Origin of the sequence: Puia sp., from assembly GCF_035546395.1 — a bacterium.
GTDB lineage: Bacteria > Bacteroidota > Bacteroidia > Chitinophagales > Chitinophagaceae > Puia.
In genome coordinates this window covers 324,063-345,612 of the sequence record NZ_DASZXR010000002.1, presented here as the reverse complement: position 1 = coordinate 345,612, position 21,550 = coordinate 324,063, and the positions used below count along the sequence as shown (strand labels likewise).

The 21,550-nt window shown below is 55.2% G+C and carries 13 protein-coding genes; 7 read left to right on the top strand and 6 right to left on the bottom strand.

Annotation, left to right across the window (positions count from 1 at the left end; all coding sequences use genetic code 11):
- Positions 1-5 precede the first annotated feature (5 nt).
- Positions 6-2,192 (bottom strand): TonB-dependent receptor family protein, encoded by a 2,187-nt coding sequence (locus tag VHE34_RS02505; RefSeq protein WP_325584231.1) that lies wholly within the window; start codon positions 2,190-2,192, stop codon positions 6-8.
- A gap of 105 nt (positions 2,193-2,297) precedes the next feature.
- Between VHE34_RS02505 and VHE34_RS02500 the strand changes: the two genes are divergently transcribed.
- Positions 2,298-2,573, top strand: a complete 276-nt coding sequence (locus VHE34_RS02500; protein ID WP_325584229.1) for a hypothetical protein — start codon at positions 2,298-2,300, stop codon at positions 2,571-2,573.
- Between the two features lies 1 nt (position 2,574).
- Here VHE34_RS02500 and VHE34_RS02495 read toward each other — a convergent pair whose 3' ends face one another.
- Genes VHE34_RS02495 through VHE34_RS02485 form a run of 3 tightly spaced genes read right to left on the bottom strand, consistent with a single transcriptional unit; the run spans position 2,575 to position 5,348 of the window.
- Positions 2,575-4,152, bottom strand: a complete 1,578-nt coding sequence (locus tag VHE34_RS02495) for a DUF5597 domain-containing protein (RefSeq protein WP_325584227.1) — start codon at positions 4,150-4,152, stop codon at positions 2,575-2,577.
- On the bottom strand, positions 4,149-4,664 hold the full coding sequence (locus tag VHE34_RS02490) for a hypothetical protein (RefSeq protein WP_325584225.1): 516 nt from the start codon (positions 4,662-4,664) through the stop codon (positions 4,149-4,151). Before VHE34_RS02490 ends, VHE34_RS02495 begins: the two co-directional genes overlap by 4 nt.
- Positions 4,665-4,691: 27 nt before the next feature.
- Complete coding sequence (locus tag VHE34_RS02485) at positions 4,692-5,348, bottom strand: metal-dependent transcriptional regulator (protein WP_325584223.1); 657 nt, start codon at positions 5,346-5,348, stop codon at positions 4,692-4,694.
- Positions 5,349-5,417: 69 nt separating this feature from the next.
- Between VHE34_RS02485 and VHE34_RS02480 the strand changes: the two genes are divergently transcribed.
- The 3 genes from VHE34_RS02480 (at position 5,418) to VHE34_RS02470 (ending at position 11,121) form a co-directional block, all read left to right on the top strand.
- A complete protein-coding gene (locus tag VHE34_RS02480; protein ID WP_325584221.1) occupies positions 5,418-7,883 on the top strand; it encodes a TonB-dependent receptor in 2,466 nt (821 codons plus the stop codon).
- Positions 7,884-7,970: 87 nt separating this feature from the next.
- On the top strand, positions 7,971-8,339 hold the full coding sequence (locus VHE34_RS02475) for a hypothetical protein (protein WP_325584219.1): 369 nt from the start codon (positions 7,971-7,973) through the stop codon (positions 8,337-8,339).
- A 31-nt stretch (positions 8,340-8,370) separates the two neighbouring features.
- Positions 8,371-11,121, top strand: coding sequence for a LytTR family transcriptional regulator DNA-binding domain-containing protein (locus VHE34_RS02470; protein WP_325584217.1), 2,751 nt, complete (start codon positions 8,371-8,373; stop codon positions 11,119-11,121).
- Positions 11,122-11,417: 296 nt separating this feature from the next.
- Here VHE34_RS02470 and VHE34_RS02465 read toward each other — a convergent pair whose 3' ends face one another.
- The gene (locus VHE34_RS02465) at positions 11,418-15,431 is read right to left on the bottom strand and encodes a family 20 glycosylhydrolase (protein ID WP_325584215.1); all 4,014 of its coding nucleotides are present in this window, start codon (positions 15,429-15,431) and stop codon (positions 11,418-11,420) included.
- A gap of 42 nt (positions 15,432-15,473) precedes the next feature.
- Positions 15,474-16,295 carry a 4,5-DOPA dioxygenase extradiol gene (gene ygiD / locus VHE34_RS02460; protein ID WP_325584213.1) on the bottom strand — a complete coding sequence of 274 codons (822 nt, stop codon included), beginning with the start codon at positions 16,293-16,295 and terminating at the stop codon, positions 15,474-15,476.
- Between the two features lie 211 nt (positions 16,296-16,506).
- Between ygiD and VHE34_RS02455 the strand changes: the two genes are divergently transcribed.
- The 3 genes from VHE34_RS02455 to VHE34_RS02445 are packed head-to-tail and all read left to right on the top strand — an operon-like array spanning position 16,507 to position 21,351.
- The gene (locus VHE34_RS02455) at positions 16,507-19,347 is read left to right on the top strand and encodes a TonB-dependent receptor (RefSeq protein WP_325584211.1); all 2,841 of its coding nucleotides are present in this window, start codon (positions 16,507-16,509) and stop codon (positions 19,345-19,347) included.
- Between the two features lie 21 nt (positions 19,348-19,368).
- Entirely contained in the window at positions 19,369-20,772 is a 1,404-nt protein-coding gene (locus VHE34_RS02450) for a hypothetical protein (protein ID WP_325584209.1), read from the top strand.
- 3 nt (positions 20,773-20,775) lie between these two features.
- Entirely contained in the window at positions 20,776-21,351 is a 576-nt protein-coding gene (locus VHE34_RS02445; RefSeq protein ID WP_325584207.1) for a histidine phosphatase family protein, read from the top strand.
- The last annotated feature ends 199 nt before the right edge of the window (positions 21,352-21,550 follow it).

Sequence of the window (21,550 nt, the reverse complement as noted above, 5' to 3'; positions counted from 1 at the left end):
TTTTTTCAGAACTTTGCGCCGAACGAAAAATAGACTGATCTGCCATCCCCCGGCAGTACCCCTTTACCAAGATATACAAGCGTTTCGGTTCTTCGGGTGAAGTATTTTTTATCTGTCAGATTATTTACGCCTATTCCGATATTATAGTTGCCATGAAATTTATAGCTCATGGCAAAGTCCAACACCTGATAAGGAGACACATAGCCTACACCTGGATTTGTTTTAGAAGCAGCTGTATTGTTTGCATCCGACCACGATCCGCCAACGGCGGAATAATAAAATGTCGCAGATATATTTTTCACCGTGCCGGTTATGCCGGAACGGCTAATGTATTGCGGAACTTCTTCCAGTATTTTTCCAGCCAGGTTAACTTTTCCGGAATTCCCGTTCAGATACTTTGCATCGTTATAGGCGTATGATGAAAATATCGATAGGTCGGAGTTAGGATGCTCATTTTTGAAATTCAAAGGATGAATTTCCAGGTAAGCCTCTACTCCCCTATTCCGAGCATCACCTGCATTGGTCGTAAGAGTATAGGGATTGCCGGTGTTGCCGGTCAATGTTATATTTCCGATCCTGTTTCCATAAAACAATTCAAATGCACTCACATCAAAATTCAAAATATTCTTAATCTTTCCCCTTATTCCAATATCTGCATTGTGCCCGCTTGCATCTTTTAAGTTCGGGTCGATCACGGCCGTGCTTGAGCCAATGATAAGGTTTGAATAAAGGATCGGCCGATATGCCTGAGAATAATTCCCATAAATATCTATATTCCCGTCAGTCTTGTATTGCGCCCCTATTCCTGAAACCAAAATATTTCTGGACGTTGAATGCGAAACAGGACGGAAATCGTTGTACACATCATGTTCTGTTCCATTTAGGGTTGAATTGAGATAATCGTACCTTATGCCGGGAGTGACGGAAAGTCTATCGGTGATCCGAAAAAGATTTTCGAGAAACACACCATAGTTAACGGTTCTGAAAAGGAGATCGATGCCATAAGCACCTTTTAGGGTGAGGTCAAAATCGGTGCCTGTGGTTCCCGTTCCGGTTTGTTTTCTGTCGGTAGAGATGTTTGAATATTTCACGCCGGCCGACAATGCACTTTCGTGATCGAACAGGTTGTATTTTCTTATCATCCTTGCATCAACAGTATAGCTCCGATAATAGTCCCTGTTTATCTGTCTTGGTGAATAGGAACCGATTGCCTTAATGATGGTGTCTGCGGTAGTGGCTAAGTTAGGATTGGCAATCACCATATTTCTTTGTCCAAGCAAACTATAGGCTTTCACACTCAACTCTGTTTTAGAATTCATGGAGTAATCGAAAAGCAGAGAAATTAAATTAATTATGGGGTTAAAATAATTTCTGCTTCTTGTGGACTGACGGGGGTTGGCAGCAAACATGGAATCGGTGAGCCCACCTGCAAATTTCTGCACATAGTTTTCCCTTGAATACTCAACGCCGATATCCATTTTGTCTGTCGGCTTATAGTGTACGCTTCCGTATGCATTCAGGAAATCGTAGTTGGAATTGGGGCGCCATCCATTGCTGCTGCGATAGTTAAAGAAAGCGGAATAAGTAAATTTCCCCTTTCCCCCACCTATTGAATTGAATGAATTGAAAGTATTGAATGAGCCGTAGGTTTGCTGTGTCTCAAACCCCAATGGTTTTGTAGTGTCGGGCTTTTTAATTACATAGTTGAGCATGCCGCCAAACTGAGGTCCATATTGAAGAGCAGCGGATCCCCTGATAATTTGAATTTCCTGCACAGCTTCCAGCGGAGGATTGTACATTGCTTCAGGATAACCATATAAATCATTATTAACATTGCAGCCATTCTGATTTACGTTGAATTCCCATGATCTGTGCGGACTCAATCCTCTTGCAGCGACGCTGGTTTGAGTACCCGAACCGTCCAACTCCCAGGAAGATATACCCGGCACCCGCGCAAATACATCTCTGGCTCTATTCTGTGCAAGATCGGCATTCATACTGTCGAGCAGGAGGACTTCATTTTTCTTACCCGAAAAGATCGTTGTTCCGCCGATCTCCGGTAATCGGACAATGTTGGATATTCTTCTTTCTCCCAATACTTCAACGGATGGAAGATTGCCTGTCGACTGAGAATATGTATTTTCTGTCAAACAGAAGTACAAAAGAAGCGAGTATATGAGTTTTGGTTTCATAAAATTCACTTGCCGGTCCGGGGTCCGTTATATTTGTAAATATACAACGATATTGGCAAAGGCGTATTGGCAAGCGGCGGGCATTGGAATTGCAGGGCACCGGGTATGGAACAAATGAATACAGAGGGGCTTGTGCTTGTCCGCGTCGATTATGATTCGGCGGACGTCCCCGATTCGGTAAAGCAGACGCACCCGGTGGTGTACCGGGATGGGGGTGAATATTGTTGTGTGCTCGGGCCGGACCCCGAGAGGGGTATTTTTGGGCAGGGCAAGACCCTGAAGGATACACTATCGAAATTCGATCGCGAATTCCAGGAGCGGTTGGAGCATCCGATCAAGGGTGATCCGGTGTCGGAGTTTATTCAGCAGCGGCATATTTAATTTATCGCGCAATGAGGGATGCGCGGAGGAGGGTGGGTTTTCGGCCGAAGTGCGGGCCGCCCCAGTCCGTTTCGTCGCCGTTGAGGATGCGGCGGGGTTTGAACTCGCCGTGATCGTAACTACCTTCTTCCACTTTTCCGTATTGCCAGGGGCGGCTTGCGTTTGGGCCGTCGGGGCGAAAGATGACGTGGCATTTGTTCCCGATGAGGATGAACTCATTTTCGTTTATCGTGACGACCAGCAGGCTTCCGTCTTTCTCGGGATTGGGAGTCAGGGTCTCGCGTTCGCCCAGGCCGAAATGGACAACGGCCTTCCAGGCGCCGAGATCGATAGTCCGTTCGGAGTGGTCGTCGGGTTCCATTACGGCCTTTACCTTTTCTGCAGCGGCCCATTTTGCGAGCTGGGGTATGAGCGGGGCGGCGAGTGCATAGTTGGCGGCGAAGGGGGCGAGACGGCCGGTGGTCTCTTCGGGGGATTCGCCGGCACCGTTGTCGTCGATGCCGAAGGGTGAGAAACCGATGGCGCCATTGGCGAGGGCGGCGTAGAAGTATTTTGCGTTCTCTGCGCGGAGGCCGATCTCGGGGATGAAGAGCGGGTTGTCGGGGCGGGAATAGAGTTCGAGCACTTTTTGGACCTTGCCGGTCCCGTCGAGATAGATGTCGGGGGCCAGGAGATCGATGGCGGGGGCGGCCGCTTTCCAGATAGGGATGACGTTGTCGGTGGGTCCGCCGCTTTCATAATTGTTTGCGGTGGGGTTGGTCAGCGGATCGCGGAGGGCGGCGTTGACATAGAGGGGGAGCGGGTATTCGGCTTTGCCGGCGGCGGCGACTCTGCCGATGAAGGAGGCGATGGACCATGCGTGGAAGCATTCGTCGGCGCGATCGCCGAATGCCTGGCGCCAGGACCCTTTCCCCATGTTCATAACAGTTGTGAGAACTGTGGGCACAGGGCCCTCGAAGAGCTTTTGGGCTTTTGGCGAATAATCGCGGACGCTGCCCCAGGAGCCTGATTCATTCTCTACTTGTACCATGATCACAGTGTGTTTGTCGCCGTCGGCCTGCCTGAGGTGGCGCATGAAGGCCGTGAAGGCTTTTGTATCGGCTTCGAGGGTCGTTTCACTGAGGGGTGATGGCGAATCGATGGGCTGCCCCCTGATGCCGGTGACGTTGGGATATTTTTGCGGGTCCTGCTTCATCCAGAGCGGCATGTAGTGGTTGCTGCCGTTTTTCCAGGTGCCGAACCAGAGGAGCACGAGACGGACGTTATGCCCGCGGGCCTGGGCCAGCAGGGTGTCGACGAGGGAGAAGTTGAATTTTCCGGGTTGTTCTTCCACCTGCTCCCAATACACGGGCAGTTCGAGGGTGTTGAGGTGCATTTGTCCGGCGGCGGTCCAAACGGCGGGCAGGAGCGCCGGCCAGGCGCTGGAGTTGTGGGCCTGGCCGCCGAGGATGAAGTAGGGTTCGTTGTCCACCAGCAGGGTGTGGTGGCCGTTACTAGTTTGGATGCGGGGGAGGCTGGTGGGTTGGCCGAAGATGCGGGTGGCTGTCAGAAGCAGGATCGTGAGGAGGATGGGTCTCATTTGGTGCTGAATACTTGATTTGAGAATGGCGGGGTCGTGGGGACCTGGATGACATTATAACCGTGCTTTGTCGCCTGGTGGCAGTTGTTGCAGGTTGTGGTGAGCAGGGTGAAGCCGCTGTTGAAGGCGGCGGGGTCCTGTTTTTTGACGGCGGCGGCGAGACTATCGAGCGGGGGAAGGATCATGGGAAGGGAGGCCACTTCGGGCCGATCGGTGCAATAATGGCGGATATCGTCGAGGGATTCCTTTATTTCTCCGAGCTCGAAGCCGGCGAGTTCCCAGTTAGCGGCCTTACCGGCGAACCAAAGCTTTTCATGGTGGACCTGGATACCGGACATGAATTCGCCGAGGCCGGGGGTATAGGCGCTGTCGAGGCGCTGTTGCAGGCGTTGGACCTGGGCCTGGAGGGCTTCGGTGCCGGGTCCGGTTTGGGTGCAGGAGATACCCTGTGCGCTGAGGAGCGTGACGACGATAAGGGACATCATCGTCCAGCTGGTTCGGATAGGAAGCATGGCGAAAGGTTTTATCAAATGTAACAACTATTTTATTTTTTCCACGAGGAGGCGCTCGCAGGCGGTGGCGCCGAGGGTTTCCGTACGGTTTTCGTAGGCAAGGACCATGGAGGCGTCGAAGGTTTCGACGGACTTTATTTTAATACGCAGGCCGAGGCGGATCCCGCGGTTGTTGAGGAAGCGGAGGAAGTCGGAGGCGCCGTGGACGACGGCGCAGAGTCGGACGGTGTCGCCGGGGCGGCAATCCGAAAGGCGGAGGTAGGCGATCCATGCGAGCTTGCCATTCTTGTCGGGGATGACGGCGCCGTGGGGGTCGAGTTTTGGGAAGCCGAGCAGCTGGTCCATCTTGTCGAAGAAGACGGGAGATTGGATGTGTTCGATCTGCTCGGCGATGTCGTGGACCTCTTCCCAACCGAAGCCCATTTTTTCCACGAGATACATTTCGGTCAAGCGGTGTTTGCGGACGATGAGGCCGGCCTCTTTTTTTCCTTTTTCCGTGAGGCGGATGGGCTTATAGCTTTCATAGTGAACCAATTTCTTCTCCGCCAGTCTTTTCATCATGCTGGTGACGGTGGGCATTTTTATGCCCAGGTGCCGGGAGAGGTCATTGACGTTGGTCTCGCCGTTCTCGCCGGCGAGGTTGAAGAGGGCTTTCAGGTAGTTCTCTTCCGTGAGCGTGTTCATGGAATAAATATAGGGAATTATTTTGTTAGAGTCATCTAACTTTGTAGTTTTGCCATAAATAGAAGCGCCATGAGAGTTCTCTACTTTCTTCTTTTTATTGGTCTGGCCGGGGAGGCAGTGGCGCAGCCTGGCCTGGTGACGGGGACGGTGAAGGCGGATGGGAAGCCGGTGGCAGGAGCCTCTGTTTCGTGGACAGCGGAGAAGCGGCTTGGAACGGTGACGGGCAGTGGGGGGCAATTCCGGCTGGAGCTGACGGCCGGGGATAGCGGAACGCTGGTGATCTCGCATGCCGGTTTTCAGAGCAGGACGTCGGCGATGCGGGTGGCGGCGGGGGAAACGCGGGTGGAGGTAGTGCTGGAGAGAGTTTTAACAGAACTGGATGAGGTGGTGGTCACGGGGGTTTCGCGAGCGATGTCGATCCGTGAGAGTCCGCTGGCGATGAAGACCGTGTCGACGAAGGATATCGAGCAGAGTTCCGCAGCGAATGTGATCGACGCCATCTCGGCGCATGCGCCGGGGCTGGCTGTGGTGAAGACGGGCCCGAATGTTTCCAAGCCTTTCATCAACGGGCTCGGGTACAACCGGGTGTTGACCTTATACGATGGGTTGCGGGTGGAGACCCAGCAATGGGGGGATGAACATGGCGTGCCGATGGATGACTATGCTATCGAGCGGGCGGAGGTGATAAAGGGGCCGGCGAGTCTTCTTTATGGATCAGACGCCATTGCGGGGGTGTTGCAACTCTTTCCGGCGGTACCTCATGGGCAGGATGGAGCCTTGCATGTCCGGGTATTGTCGGAGTATCAATCCAATAATGGGCTTGTGGGCAATGGCCTGATGGTATCCAGAGGTTCGGAGCATTGGAGCTGGGCGCTGCGGGGATCCGAGCGCATCGCCCGGGGCTATACGAACCCGGTGGACGGCCGGGTGTACAATACCGGTTTCCGGACGGGCAATGCTTCGGCCTTCCTTGGGTATAGTTCCCGGGACGGGTATTCGCATTTCAATGTCACCTGGTATGATAACCATCAAGGCATCCCCGACGGAAGCCGGGATTCGCTGACGCGGAAGTTTACCTACCAGGTGTATGAGTCGCCGGGGGAGAACGTGCTGGAACCTTTTGTGGACGATATCAAGAGTCGGCCGCCGGTGCCGGAAAAGCAATTGAACAGCTATGATCTGAGTGCCCTGACGCAGCGTATCCAGGACCTCCGGGTGTATACCGATAACGGGTATTCGCTGGGGATCGGCGATATCCGGCTGTCGCTGGGCTATGAGGAGAACAGGCGCCGGGAGTACAATCACCCGACGTCGCCGGAGCAGGTAGGGGAATACCTGCTTTTGCGGACCGTTAGCTATGGATTACGGTATAACGCACCGGTCTTTTTCAACCTGGAGCTATCGGCGGGGGTGAATGGGATGTACCAGTTGAATCGCAATGATGCGGCTGCTACGGATTTCCCGATACCCGACTATCGACTGTCCGATCTGGGTTCGTACCTGTACGGCAAGTGGAAGAAGGGCAACTGGACGATTGCGGGGGGTGTCCGATATGACCGGCGGAGCGTGCGGGGAGACGAGATGTATGCCAGTTCCAACCCGTTGACCGGCTTTTACCGGCAAACGGGATCGGAAGATACCTTGGGCGCCTTGCATCCGTTCGCGCCTTTTGCGCTGGATTTCCAGGGAGTATCCGGGAGTATCGGTGCGACGGTGCGGCTGAGTGACAACATCAGCGCGAAGGCGAATATCGCGCGGGGTTACCGGGCGCCGAACATCACGGAGATGGCGTCCAACGGGTTGGACCCCGGGGCGCATATCTACTATATCGGCAACCTGAATTTTTCGCCGGAGTTCAGCCTGCAGGAAGATGCGGGCCTGACCGGCGACTGGGCTGACTGGGGGTTCGGGGTGAATGTCTTCAACAATCATATCAACCGCTACATCTACCAGGACCAGGCCGTTGATGCGGTGGGGGTTCCGTTGGTGATCGTTCCCGGTAACCGGACCTTCCAGTTTCAGCAGACAGATGCGCAGGTGTATGGTGGAGACGCGCAGCTGCGCATCTCCCCTACCCTTTGGCGTGGGCTTCGCTTTGAGGAAACGTTTAGCTGTGTATACGGATTCAACCGTGCCGGGCGATATCGGAAGACGGGGAGTGAGGGGGAGTATCTGCCATTCATTCCGCCACCGCGGTTGTTGAGTGTGGCGGAGTTTGAGCGGGGCATCTGGCGGGTGCGGGCCGAGTTGGATCATAATTGGCGGCAGGATCGGTACCTGGGGCTTTACCAGACGGAGACGCCGACGTCAGCTTATACGCTGGTGAATTGCATGGTCCATGTGGAATTGAAGGTTGGAGAGCGGCGCCGGTTGCAGTTGCAGGCGATGGTGAATAACCTGTTCAACGTGGCTTACCAGTCGCATCTGAGCCGGTTACAGTATTTTGAATATTATACGGCTTCGCCGAACGGCCGTCTGGGGATATTTGACATGGGGAGGAATCTTTGTCTGAAGGCGATCTGGGAGATGCATTAGTCTGTTCGACGATTATTTTGTGCATTTGGTCGGTAATTTTGGAGAGCAGGGTGCGAGCGGGCCCAATTTTGGTAAAAACACCCCATCATGAGAAAAAATTCATTTTTAGCCGCAATTTGCATTTTTCTTTTGTTCAGCTTTGTCGGCGCCCGGAGGTCGCTCGTCGGTCACTGGAAGGTTGCCTATGGCAATAAGCACACCGGCGAAATGGTTTGTCATTCCAACGGTCATTTCGAGGCCACATTTAAAGGAGAAACCTGGAAGGTCGGTGGAGAATATAAGTCGGACGGGGCCACGGTGTCTATCAGTGACAGTTCCTGTGGGTTTGGATATTGGGCCAAATACCGGACGAACTGGTTTTCTGACGACTCGGTCAGCTTCTCCGTGATCGAGGACAGCTGTTCGGGCCGGAAATCCGACGGAGACGGCGCCGTACTTGTCCGCATGAAGAAATAGGGTTAAATTTAGTGGAAGCGGCCCTGCTGCCATGGATCAACCCCTGCGTTATATTATTGTCGATGACGACGATTTCGACCGGCTCAGTGTTGAGACGGAGGCGAAGAAATTCCCGTTCCTGCGACGGGTGGCTTCCTGTTCGCAGGCGCTGGAGGCTGCGGAATTGATCGAGAGACATCTCCCCGATGTCCTTTTCCTCGACATCGAAATGCCCGGGATCAGCGGGCTGGAGCTGGTCAAGATCGCTGGTGGCAAGGGCTGCATCCCTATATTTATCACCTCTCATCCAGAATTTGCGGTGGAAAGCTATGAGATCGAGGCCTTCGATTATTTGCTCAAGCCGCTGGCGGCGGACCGGTTCGCGCGATGTGTGAACCGGCTTCACCATTTTTGCCGGCTTCGTAGCGATGCCTTCGCCTTTGTCCGGGAGCAGGAGAAGGGCTGCCTGGTGATCAAGCAAGGCCATGACAAGATGCGTATCCGGGTCAACGATATCCTGTACCTGGAAGCAATGAAGGACTATACCCGCGTGGTGTTGACGGACCGGCAGTATCTTGTGCTGACGACGCTGGCCGCCTTGCAGGAAAAGCTTCCTGAAGACCGGTTCATCCGGATTCATCGCAGCTATGTTGTGAACCAGGAGCGGGTGACGGGCACCGGCTCGATGAAAGTGTTGATGGGGGAGGAAGAGCTGCCGGTGGGAAAGCTTTATAGATCCGTTTTGAAGGGGATCTTTTCGGTGTTGTTCTTTGTGCTTTCGCTGGGGGTCTTTGGGCAGTCCGCGCCGGCGCCACCGGACCTGGGGAAGCTGACCGACTATGGTGCGCGGATGAAGGCCTGGGTCAGCTGGTGCGAGGGGTTAAGGCTGAATGCCAGCGCCAACCAGGCCCAGCTGCGGCAGGCGGGGCTGGAAGGATTGTCGATGAGCCAACCGGGCGATGCGGCCAACCGAAGCCGGTTCTTTACCTACGCTGGCCTGGGTTATTACTATGCCAACCGTTTCGACAGCGCTCAATATTTTTTTTCCCAGAGCCTTTATGCTGCGCAACAGGCCCGGGACACGCGGCAGATCTCGAGGGCCTGCGTGGTGCTGATCCCGGTTGATTTCCAGTTACAGCAAGCGACCAAGGTGGACAGCGTGAAGAATATCCTGCAATCCATCGTGGATACTACGCGGGACCGGGATCTGCTGGAGGATGGGTATTATGCCCTTGGGAATTACTACCAGTACAAATCCTTTTATAGTTCCGCGCAGGATTATTTCATCCGAAGCCTTCAGCTGCGGGAAAAAGAGGTGGACACCACGAGCAACCCGAAGAAAAAATTCGATTACGCCATTCAATGCGATCTGCTTTCGAAGCTTTATCTGAATACGGGGATGGCCGACAAGAGCCTGGACGCCTTGCGCAAGGGCGAGCGGTGGGCGGCTGTTTCGCCGAATGTGGCGAACCGGTTGACCAGTTCCTTTGTCGAGGCATTTACGACCTCGGGCAGGATCGACTCCGCGTTGCATTATGAGCGGAAGCTGGAGGCCGGTGTCGGGAATCCGTTGTTATTTCCCTCCGAGATCGTCTCTTCCGATCTGAATATTGCGATCTATTACCTGGATCAAAAGAGTTATGCGGCAGCTGATCCGTGGATCGCCAAGGCGGAAGTGGTGGCCGGGAAGGTAAATTCTCCGTTGTTGAATTTCCAGGTGCAGATGGCGCGGGCGAGGTATGATGTGGGGATCGGGCGGTTCGAACCGGCGATAGAGCTGCTGGACCGGTCGATGCCGGTGGCAAAGCAGTTGGACAAAGAGCTGTACAGTACCGATCTGAAATATATGGCGATGGCCGAAGAGGGAAGGGGCAATACCGCGGCTGCCCTGCAATATGATAAAGAGTACGCAGAGATAACGGATTCGCTCAACAAGGAAAAGTTGTCAAGGACCTTTGCGGACCTGGAGACCCGGTATCAGACGAACGAGAAGCAACAGCGGATCGATGTGCTTGACAAGGAGAACCGGCTGCGGGCCCTGGAGCTGGAGAACGCCTCGAGGACGCGGTTGTTGCTGGCGCTTGGGCTGGCTGCAATGGGAGTGATCTCGTTGTTGTTGTATTTTTTCTATCGGAACAAGGAGCGGTTGAGCCGCGAGCTGCGGATCGCCAATGAGACAAAGGCGCGGCTTTTTGGCATCATTGGTCATGATCTGCGAAGTCCGGTGAGCAGGATCGTCCGCCTGATGCAGCTGCAAAAGGAGCAGCCGGAACTGTTTACCGGGGATGCGGGGCGGCAGCATGAGGAGAAGATCAAGAAGGCGTCGGAGTCGGTGTTGGAAACGATGGAGGATCTGCTTTTGTGGAGCAAGAGCCAGATGCAGCATTTTACCCCGGTGATGCGACCGGTGTCGATCGCGGAGGTCGTCGATAAGGAGATCGGGTTGATCCGGCAGCAGGATGGAGGGGTGGCGATGATCAATGAGACTCCGGCGGGGCTTGTACGGGATACGGATGAGAATTTCCTTTCGGTCATATTACGGAATTTGTTGCAGAATGCCGTTCGGTATGGTGGCGGCGTAGTGGTGATCCGGGGCGATGAGACGGAGTTGACGATCCGCAGTTCGGGGGCTGAAGGTCTGGCAGAGGCCTTGAATGCGCGGATCGGGAGTGGGCAGATATCGAGTGGGAACTCTGGTTTGGGTTTGCAAATTGCCGCGGACCTGGCAGCGAAGCTTGGGACGAGGTTTTATTTCAGGGAGGGTGAGGGGATGTTGACGGCTGTGCTACGGTGGAGTGCGTAAGGGAGCTTTAACGATTATTTTTTGACGTTCGTCGACTCTGCGGCGAACGTCTTTTTTATGCCTGGACCTTTAGGTAAACAAAAAGGGAACCGATGCCGGCAACCAAATCGACCAAATGGATACCGCGGCTGCTTCTGCTACTGGCGATCGTGTCTTTTATTTTAGCCATACTATTAATCCTTCGAAAATGAAAATGATTATTTTGTTTGTCCTGTTTATGAGCGGGTCGATTGCGGTCCGGGCGCAATTCTTCAAGAAAATGCCGGACAATGTGGGTCCACGGCGGGGTAACGGGCCTACCGGATGCCGAGGGTTGCCGGGGTGATGCTTTCGCCTTCGATGACATGCAGGGCCTGGAACTTGAAATAGCGCGCAGTTTGCGGGTGATCGAGGGGGATGGTTTGTTCCAGCGGGTTGGCGCGGATATTTCCGAATTCGCCTTCGGCGACCTTTCGCCAGTGGGAGCCGTCGGCGCTGAGATAGAAGGCATAGCGGTCGATGATGCCGGCGGACTGTTTATCCTGGCGGGGAAGGTAGGTGAAGGCTTTGATGGTTTGGGGTTTACCCATATCGATGGTGAAGTCCTGCGGAAGGGTTACATTTTCGGCGGGTTTGATCGGCCAGGTTGCTTTGGCGGTGCTTGTGGCGGTGACTGCAGTTTCGTGAGCCGGTTCGAGGAAGAGGCCGAGGTCGCTGAGCGCGATGCATACGGGGGACGAGATGATCCGGAGGCGGAGTTTGTTGGTGGTGATCGTTGCGGGCAAACGGAGGAGCCGGTTGGCGCCGATGCTGTTGCCGGTGGCGATGGTCTCCCAGTTATTGTCTTTGAGTGCGTCGACGGCAAAGGAGTCGATCCGCTGGCCGAGCTTGATATTTTCCCGGAGGCGGATGACGTTGAAGCTGGCGGGTTTGGCAAGCGTGAGGGTCAGCTCGGGGGTGGTGACCTTGTCGTCGGTGGCCCAGTAGGAATAGCGATCGGCGTCGAGGAGATGGGCCGGGCCGTAGAGTGCCGCGTTGTTGTCGCGAATATTGCTGGCCGTGAACGTTGCGCCTTTGGCGAGGTTGACGGCAAAGATGCGTTTTAGCAGATCGCCGAAGGCTTTAAGATTGGCAACGTCTCCCGCCTCGAGGCGGCCATCGCGGTTGGGGGCGAGACCGAGGTCCAGGTCGGCGCCGCGGCCGACGCTTTGATAATAGAGATCGAGCAGTTGACCGGCAGTTTTGGCCTTGCCGTTCTGTGAAGGGTGATAGAACCAGCCCGGGCGGAAGGGCACGTCGCATTCGGCGGGCAGCCAGAACTCGCCATTACGGGTGCCGTTGGTGGCCAGCCAGTATTTGTTATACCCGTTGGCGGGCTTTTTGCCCGGATCGGGGGCTTCGGGAGTATAGGTCGCCCAGCAGGTAGTTCCCGCATGGCCTTCCTCATTGCCGACCCAGCGGACGTCGGGACCGACGTCGCCGAAGATGCAGGCGCCGGGTTGGAGCCGGCGGACGATTCCCCAGGTGGTGTCCCAGCCGTAGTAGGTGGTGCGAGGGATCTTCCGCGTCTCGCGGGCGCCGCCGTAATAGCCGTCACCGCCGTTGGCGCCGTCGTGCCAGGAGATGAAGAGCGGGCCATAGTTGGAATACAATTCTTTTATCTGGGCGCGATAGGTTTTTACGTATTCGGGCGTACCGTACTGAGGATTGTTGCGATCCCAGGGTGAGCAATACAGACCCATCTTCATGCCGAGGGCATCGCAGGCCTCGCGGTATTCTTTTATCATATCCCCATGACCATTGCGCCATGGACTTTTTGTGATATTGTGTTCTGTCGTCTTTGTCGGCCAGAGGCAGAGGCCATCGTGGTGTTTGGCGACGATGACAACGCCTTTGAAGCCGCCGGCCTTTGCTGCGCCGACGATCTGTTTTGCGTCGAAGTTGACCGGGTTGACGATTTTGGGATCTTCATCGCCGTAGCCCCATTCTTTATCGGTATAGGTGTCGACGCCGAAGTGGATGAGGCAGTACATCTCCATTTCGTGCCAGGCGAGCTGCCTGGGCGTGGGGAGAGCGCCGTAGGGTTTGGGTTCCGAGGAATGTTTTAGCCAGGTGGCGGGGATGTCCTGTGGTTTTGAGCCGTTGAAACTATATTTCAGTTGAAGCGTGTAGCCACCCCCGCCTTCGATGAAATCGAGATCGAATTTTTGCAGGCCCTTTTTCAGTGCTACCTGGCCGGTTCTTTCCAATGGCGGATGGTTACCGTCGTTGTTGATCACTTCACGGTCGGCGATGGTAAGGATGCCGCCGTCGTCGCAGGTGAGATAGAAGCTGTAGATACCGTCGGTGGGAACTTGCAGATAACCGCGGTATTGAAGGCCGAACGCGGGTGCCTCGAGCGCTTTTGGCACATTGAAGTTGGTGGCGATGGCGGAAGTGTCCGGTTGGCGGGTCGCCATTGCGGCGACTTGCTTGAATGATCCCAGGAACCGATGGACCGTGAGGCCAGGTTGTGTTTTAATCGGCGCTGCGGGTTCGGCGAGCGTTTCCTTTTTGTAGTCGAGATCGTCAATGTCGCCGCGGGAGCCGTCGGGGCGGAAGGCGGCGATGCGGAAATGGGTGTCGTCGCGAATGACGACCGGTGCATCCAGGGCCGGGGACTGAGCCGTCGGCACCGTATGGTCGGTGGTGTACCGGAGGGTCATGCTTTTTAGCGGCTTTGCGATCCGGAGCGTATCGGTGTTGAGGAAAACGTTGGATTGCAGGAAGCCGGAGAGATCTGGGAGGCGATAGCGGACGTGCAGCTGATCGAGCCGGGGGTAATTCATTTGCAGGCGGTCGAGATAGGAGTCATAGTTGTGATCTTTGGACCAAAGCACTTCGGCGAGCGCCGTCATCCGGGGCATGAACATATAGTCGGCGCGTTGCTCGTTGGGGATCATCTCCGTCCAGATCTCCGCCTGGGCGCCGAGGATGAGCTTTGCCTGTTCGGGCGTCAGCCCTGCGGGGATGGGGTTGAAGTGATAGACATTCGGCAGGGAGTTGCGGTCTTGCGTGCCGTCGAAGTAGAGGGGGTTGCCCGGGGCCATAATGACATAGTTGCCGTGTTGCGCGGCTTCGATGGGTGCTTTTGGCACCCAGGTACGCCAGTACATGATATAGGCCGTTGGGGTGACGCCGCCTTCGAGGATCTCGTCCCAGCCGATGAGTTTACGGCCTTTCGAGTTGAAGAAGGCTTCCATCTTTTTTATGAAATACGCCTGGAGCTCGGCGGTGGTCTTGAGTCCCTCTTGCTGCATGAGGCGTTTGCAGTCTTCGGATTTTGCCCAGAGCGTGCGATCGACCTCATCGCCGCCGATATGGAGATAAGTGCTTGGGAAGATGTCCATGATCTCCGTATAGATATCCTGGGCGAACTGATAGGTGGCCGGCAGGCAGGGGCAGATCGGTTTGGAGAAAAGGGCGCCGAAGGAAGACGTGCTGTCACAGCTGAGCCAGTTGTATTGATCGATCGCGGCCATCATATGACCGGGCATATCGATCTCGGGGATGATGTCGATATGGCGGGTGCCGGCATATGCCACAAGGGTGCGCATTTCGTCCTGCGTATAGAAGCCGCCGTAAAGTGTTTTGCCGTCCCTCCGGATGATATGGGCGGGATCGATGGTGAAATCGGGATCGTCCTTTGCGCGGCGAATACAGGCCGAGTCCTGATTATTGAACGTGCGCCAGGCGCCTTTTTCCGTGAGGAGGGGATATTTCTTTATCTCGATGCGCCAGCCCTGGTCGTCGGTGAGATGGAGGTGCAATTTGTTCATCTTGTAGAGGGCGAGGAGATCGATGAATCGTTTGAGGTAATCGATGGAGAAGAAGTGGCGGGAGACGTCGAGGTGCATCCCGCGCCAGGCATAGGTGGGAGCGTCGGAGATGGTGACGCAGGGGAGCAGGGCTTTGCCGGCGAGGGGAAGTAGCTGGCGAATGGTTTGGATGCCGCGGAACATGCCGGTTGGGGTCCGGGCGGTGAGCAGGACCTTTTCGCGGGTTATGACCAGCTTGTACCCTTCTTCGGCGGCAATTGAGTTATCGGGGTGCAATTCGATCGATGCGGCGCCGGTTGTTTGTTTGACGCCGAGGAGCGTGGCCAGCATCTCCGCCTCGTTTGCAAAAACGGGATCGGAGTTTAGCAAAGTCTGCGGCGTGATGGTGAATTCCCCGGCGGCGGGCGCGAGAGAGCTGGGCCAGGGGATGATGGGATAGCGCGACGGTTGGGCGAAGAGGGGTTGAGAGCAACCCATAATTAATGTAATAATGACGGTCAATACCTGCTTCATACAACAAAGGAATAAAAAGATCCGCTATTCGCGTAAGGATTCTTACGCGATCCGGACGGAGGTCATTGTGAGCGAGCCGGCGATGGGAGAATCATTGAACAGCTGCGGCATTTCGCCGGGTTGTTGCAGGGCGAGGACGTACAGTAAGGGGAGGTAGTGTTCGGGGGTGGGGATGGCGAGGTCGAAGGCCTGGCCGCGGGAGCGGAAGTCGATGAGGGGCCGGTGATCGCCGGCGAGGATGTACTTTTTCATTTTTTCGCTTGCTTCCTCTGCCCAGTCATAGGCATATTTCTCGTCGAGGCGGTTCCAGGCGACCATCCGGAGGTTGTGGACCATATTGCCGCTGCCGACGATCAGGACGCCTTTTTCCCTAAGGGTTTGTAGTTGTTTGGCGAGATCGTAGTGCGCTTGCGGGGTTTGCGTGGTATCGAGGCTCATTTCGACGACGGGGACATCCGCCTTTGGATAAAAATGTTTTAGCACCGACCAGGCGCCGTGGTCGAGGCCCCAGCGGGTGTCGAGGGTGACGTCGGCGCCTGTCATCAGGGATTTTGTTTCTTTTGCCAGCTCCGGGCTGCCGGGGGCGGGATATTGCACGTCGAACAGTTGTTTTGGAAAGCCGCCGAAGTCATGGATCGTTTTTGGGTGTTCCATGGCGGTGAGCTGGGTGCCGCGGGTTTCCCAGTGGGCGGAGATGCAGAGGATGGCGTTGGGCTTTGGGAGGGTTGCGGCTATTTCGCGGAAGCCGGCGACGAATTCGTTCTCGGTGATGGCGTTCATGGGGTTGCCGTGGCCGACGAAGAGGACGGGCATCCGGGGGGTGGGTGCGAAGGAGGAGAGCCGATCGAGTGCGGGGGCGTTCATGCCGGCAAAATTACGCCGTTCGCTAACAACTCGTTAACAATCTCCGTAATCCCAAAATCTGGAGGAAACCTGAATGGAGTCTGGTCGTGATTTGAGTTTTTGGTGAACAGTGCATTACGAAACCATTATGCAATCGCTAATCCTTGCCCGGGCTGATGCGGGGTGCGGGTTTTGCCGATTTCTTTGCGGCATTGAAAACAAATCAAAGCTTATGCAAATGAGACTACCCTGCTGGCTGTGCAGGATCGGAATCTTCTTGGTTTTTGGGTTATTCGTTTCGCCGGTGTTTGGCCAGACGATAAAAGGCAAAGTTTACGATAATAAGACGGGGGAGCCGCTGATCGGGGCCGTGGTGACGGTGACGGGCAAGCCGTACCGGGCCGTGGTGAACCTGGACGGTGGTTTTGTGCTGCGGGTTCCCGCGGGCAACTACCGGCTGCTGGTATCGACGGTGGGTTATCCTGCGGGTAGCGGCACCGATGTAGAGGTGAGGTCCGCCGGTGAGACCAAGGTGGATATCCCGATGCAGGCCAGCGCCACGGTGATGCAGGAGGCCTTTGTGACTACGGCCGGGGGCGCCGGTTCGGACCACGAAGCCCGCCGGGCGGAGCAACGGGCGGATATGGTGCAGAACATCCTTTCTGCGAGGACCATCGAGATCTCGCCGGACATAACCGTCGCCAACGCCCTTCAGCGCGTCAGCGGGGTGGTCATCCAGCGGGACAATACGGGTGACGGCCGTTATGCTATCATTCGGGGGATGGACCAGCGATACAACAATACGCTGGTGAACGGGATCAAGATCCCCAGCCCCGATGACAAATATCGTTTTGTTCCGATGAATATCTTCCCGGCGGAAATGATCGAACGCCTGGAAGTCATCAAGGCGTTAACTCCGAATATGGAAGGCGATGCTATCGGCGGGACGATGAACCTGGTGATGAAGAATGCGCCGGACAAATTCATTTTCAGCGCCAACGGCTCGCTCGGCTACTCTACTATTTTCAACTCCAATCCGTTTATCGCTTTCCCTCATTCGGGTATCGACAAACAGTCGCCTGCGGAGATTCATGGCAACCAGTATGCCGCTTCGCCTTCGGACTTTACGCTGCATAACCTGGACTTCTACAAAAGGGCTACACCCCTCAACAATACTCTGGGCTTTACGCTTGGCGATCGCTTCCTGAATAAGAAGCTGGGTTTTATCCTTTCGGCCAGCTACCAGGACCTCTACAAAGGGGCGGTCTCCAAACGGCTTGTTCCGGACGCTCAGCCCCAGGCTACGCCCGAGCCCAACCAGCTCAACCCTTCGGATTCCTATGTGCGGACGTATAGCACCCGGACCAACCGTATCGGTTTGCAGAACAAGATCGATTATATCTTCAACGATCGCAACCGGGTCTCTCTCTTCAACCTCTACCTCCACCAGGACGAGTTCGAAACGCGCTTTACGCCGGACAGCAGCTCGGCAGGCCTGAATTCGACAGCGACACAGACCCTTGTCAAACCCGAGTATCGCAGCCGGTGGCAGATCCAGGATATCTACAATGCTACGCTTCATGGCGACCACCGGCTGTCGAGCAAAGTAAAACTCGACTGGAGCGGTGTCTATTCTTCTGCCAGGCAGCAGGTCCCCGATATGGCTACCTACAGTTGGGATGAGTTCGTCTATCGCGAGGGTTCCGGCAAGGTCGACAGCATTCACAATTATGTGCCTACCGGGACTTCCAATGTCGTCACCCATCGCTGGCTCCACAACACCGACAAGGACTGGGCCGGCTATGGCAACCTTGAATACAAGCCCACGCTCTTTCACCGCGAGGTGGCCTTCCAGCTTGGGGGTTTGTATCGCTCCAAGACCCGGGACATCTATAATAACGAGTATTCGCTGCAATCGACCGACGGCGCCAACACTCTTTTCAGCAACATCGAGAGTGTACCGTTGTACTTCCAGGCCTCGGGTCAAAACCAGGGTATCAATACGGCGGCCAACGCCAATACCTACACGGCGCACGAAAAGATCGGCGCCGGTTACATCCAGGCCCGGTTCCTGCTGACCCCGAAATTGCAAGTGCTTGGCGGGGTACGGGTAGAGAACACGCAGGACGACTATCATACGGCGCTGCCCCTCACCTCCATCGAAGGCGCGTATGCCTCCTACCATTATACCGACGTGCTGCCCAGCCTGCACTTCAAGTATAGTCTCAGGAGCAACGAGGCCCTGCGGCTGTCTTATTTCAAATCCATCAGCCGTCCCGGCTTTGGGGACCTGGTGCCCATCACCGACAATTCGAATGAAGAATTCACGTACAAGGGCAACCCCCAGTTGAAGCACGTACAGGCCGATAACCTCGATCTGCGTTACGAACTGTTTCCCGGGCTGGCCGATCAACTGCTGGTTGGAGGCTTTTACAAACGGCTTCAAAACCCCATCGAATACTATGTAACCAATCTCAACGGTCCCAGCTCGCTGTATATTAAACCCCAGAACACCGACCATGCCACCAATTTCGGCGCCGAGCTCGTCTTCACTAAATATTGGGGCATCTTCGGGGTCTCTGCGAACTACACATATACGCATTCCGAAGTAACGACGACCAAACGCGTCATCGGCCTGTTCAATGGGAGTATCCAGACTGAAAACGTCAATCAGACCCGGCCCCTGCAGGGTCAGGCGGACCATGTCGGCAATTTCTCGCTTCTGTTGAAGAACCCGGCGTGGGGTCTCGATGCGCAACTGGCCCTTGCTTATACCGGCACCCGCATCGTGCAGGTATCGCCGTTCTATGGTCTGGATATCTGGGGAAAACCGATTGCCCAACTGGATCTGTCGCTTGAAAAGCATATCACCCGCCGGCTGGTCTTTTTCGGCAAGCTCAACAACATCACCAATTCGCCGAACAAGGAATACATCAAATTCCCCTATGGCAAGGTCAATGCCACCATGCCGCCCGGCTATACCATTCCCTTCCAGGATAACAGCAGCCACACCATTGCGCAGTGGGATATCTATAAGATCAGCTACCTGGGTGGCCTCCGGTTTAAATTTTAAACGACAAACTATTACACGACCATGTATAAAATAACTCTTCCCTTTTTTCTTCTTTGTACGCTGGTTCTTTCTGGTTGTACCAAATGGGCACATGACAAACAGGATATTTATGTCTATCATGCCCCGCCTCCGCCGGGCGGCGCCATTCCTACCAATACTCCGCTCTGCGGCTCTATCAAAGGCGTTATGCAGGCCGGCCAAACGTATGTGTTGGGTTGTACCATCAACGTTCCTGCGGGCGATACCCTCATCCTCGAACAAGGGGTAACCGTCTATGCCGACACCAGTTCGGGTATCATCGTTCATGGCACCCTCATAAGCCTCGGCACGAAGGCGCAGCCCAACTACTTCACCGTCAAAGGCATCGCCAAAGACAATACCCCGAATCTGCCCCTCAACCAGGACCCGGCGCATAAAGGACTCTGGAAAGGCATCCTATGCGATGTAACCTGTCCGCTGCTGGTCCTCAAATGGACACACCTCGATTTCGCCGGGGCGGCTTATGGCACCGTCGACGGGCCGGCCGTTGCACAGAGCCCCGGGACATCCTTCGACTTCCTTTTCCAGAATCCCAATGGGAACTGTATTGTAGAGGATTCGTGGTTCTATGGTGGGACTGATGACTGTATGCGTATTTCCAACGGGAAGCTCCATGTCTTCCGCAATACGTTTGAAAAGTGTGGCGGCAGCGGTGGCGACATCGTGAACTGTAAAGGCGGATCGGTCGGCACGATCGCCTACAACTTCTTCATCGGCTCGGCCTACAACGGTCAGAAGGCATCCAATAAGGGTCAGCCGGTCGGAGCTCCGCAATGTAATATCGTCATGTACAACAGCACATTTGTCAATGGCGGCGTTCGGATCCAGGCCGGATCGAGAGCGGGCGGCATCGACTTCGAACAGGGTGCGGAGGGCGCATTTTACAATAATGTCTTTGTCAACTGCCGCGTGGGTTATCGTGTGGTCAATAACCCTGTCGCCGATACTGCCCATCTCAGCTATGGTAACAACTACCAGTGGGCCGATTCGCTGGTCATCGCCAACCAGTTCTTTACTTATGGCGGGGTGTGCACCAAGCCGCAGCCGACCGATATTCCGAATCCTTCGTTGTATCTGCCGGCCAACTTCTATTATCCGGACCCGCAGGTTAACTCTTATGATGGTACGCCCGTGGTTCAATATGAGAATCCCAAATTCGTGAACTATCCGCTGCCGGTGGTGGGTCAGCCGCTGTTTGCTTATACGGCCATTGGCAATTTCGATTTTCATATCCAGCCTGGCTCACCGCTGATCGGCAAGGGGAATACTACCATCAAGCCGTTGACCGTCGTGCCGATGGATCCTATATATGGGGCAACTGAAGTAACTTTACCCGGGGCCGATCTTGGTTGTTACCAGATAAATGGTTCGGGGAATCAACATTAAACTATGGATAACCTGTCTTTTTTGAGAGTGGCTGCCTTTACGGGCAGCCTTCTTTTTTGTTTGGGCTTTTTTGGGATTGAGCGGGCAGTTGCCCAGGGTAGCGACTTGCGGGTCGTGCTGATCCGGCATGCGGAGAAGCCGGCGAAGGGATATAATCTGACTTGCCAGGGAATGAACCGGAGCCTGGAGCTGGTGCCGGTGTTGTATTCGCGGTTTGGGCTGCCGGCGGCGATCTATGTGCCGGCGCTTGGCCAGGGGGATACGACGAAACATTCGCGGATGTTCGAGACCATCGTACCGTTTGCGTCGAAGTACAATTTACTGATCAGTACGGCTTTCGGGGAGGACGACACGACTGCGCTTGCCGGGGCGATCAAGGCTTTGCGAGGGACAGTCTTTGTGGTGTGGGAGCATAGCCGGTTGCCGGCGATCGCGCGGTGTTTGGGAGTGCGGGATGAGCGGCTGCATTGGCGGGATGAGGATTATGACAGTTTATGGATCGTGCGATGGGTCAATGGGGAGGCGGTGTTGGTGAAGGATAAGGAGGGATTGCATCCGGGGGAGGCGTGTCCCAATTGACCTGATACTTTGTGCTGCGTCCACCGGCTTCGCCGAAAGGTATGATTGCGACATGCGGCGGATCACTTTGAGCTGGCGTTCGTTCAACTCGTTTTCCTTTGAACAGCATTCTTTGCCGGTGACGGCGACATTGTAGGAATTACATATCTGAGATGGCGCCAGGAGACCCTGAGGTGGTTTTTGAGCATGGTTGGAGGAT

Coding starts and splice junctions, on each gene's coding strand:
- VHE34_RS02465 (WP_325584215.1), bottom strand. CDS start 15,431: ATGAAGCAGGTATTGACCGTCATTATTACATTAATTATGGGTTGCTCT.
- VHE34_RS02490 (WP_325584225.1), bottom strand. CDS start 4,664: ATGCTTCCTATCCGAACCAGCTGGACGATGATGTCCCTTATCGTCGTC.
- VHE34_RS02480 (WP_325584221.1), top strand. CDS start 5,418: ATGAGAGTTCTCTACTTTCTTCTTTTTATTGGTCTGGCCGGGGAGGCA.
- VHE34_RS02505 (WP_325584231.1), bottom strand. CDS start 2,192: ATGAAACCAAAACTCATATACTCGCTTCTTTTGTACTTCTGTTTGACA.
- VHE34_RS02455 (WP_325584211.1), top strand. CDS start 16,507: ATGCAAATGAGACTACCCTGCTGGCTGTGCAGGATCGGAATCTTCTTG.
- VHE34_RS02500 (WP_325584229.1), top strand. CDS start 2,298: ATGGAACAAATGAATACAGAGGGGCTTGTGCTTGTCCGCGTCGATTAT.
- VHE34_RS02475 (WP_325584219.1), top strand. CDS start 7,971: ATGAGAAAAAATTCATTTTTAGCCGCAATTTGCATTTTTCTTTTGTTC.
- VHE34_RS02485 (WP_325584223.1), bottom strand. CDS start 5,348: ATGAACACGCTCACGGAAGAGAACTACCTGAAAGCCCTCTTCAACCTC.
- VHE34_RS02470 (WP_325584217.1), top strand. CDS start 8,371: ATGGATCAACCCCTGCGTTATATTATTGTCGATGACGACGATTTCGAC.
- ygiD (WP_325584213.1), bottom strand. CDS start 16,295: ATGAACGCCCCCGCACTCGATCGGCTCTCCTCCTTCGCACCCACCCCC.
- VHE34_RS02450 (WP_325584209.1), top strand. CDS start 19,369: ATGTATAAAATAACTCTTCCCTTTTTTCTTCTTTGTACGCTGGTTCTT.
- VHE34_RS02495 (WP_325584227.1), bottom strand. CDS start 4,152: ATGAGACCCATCCTCCTCACGATCCTGCTTCTGACAGCCACCCGCATC.
- VHE34_RS02445 (WP_325584207.1), top strand. CDS start 20,776: ATGGATAACCTGTCTTTTTTGAGAGTGGCTGCCTTTACGGGCAGCCTT.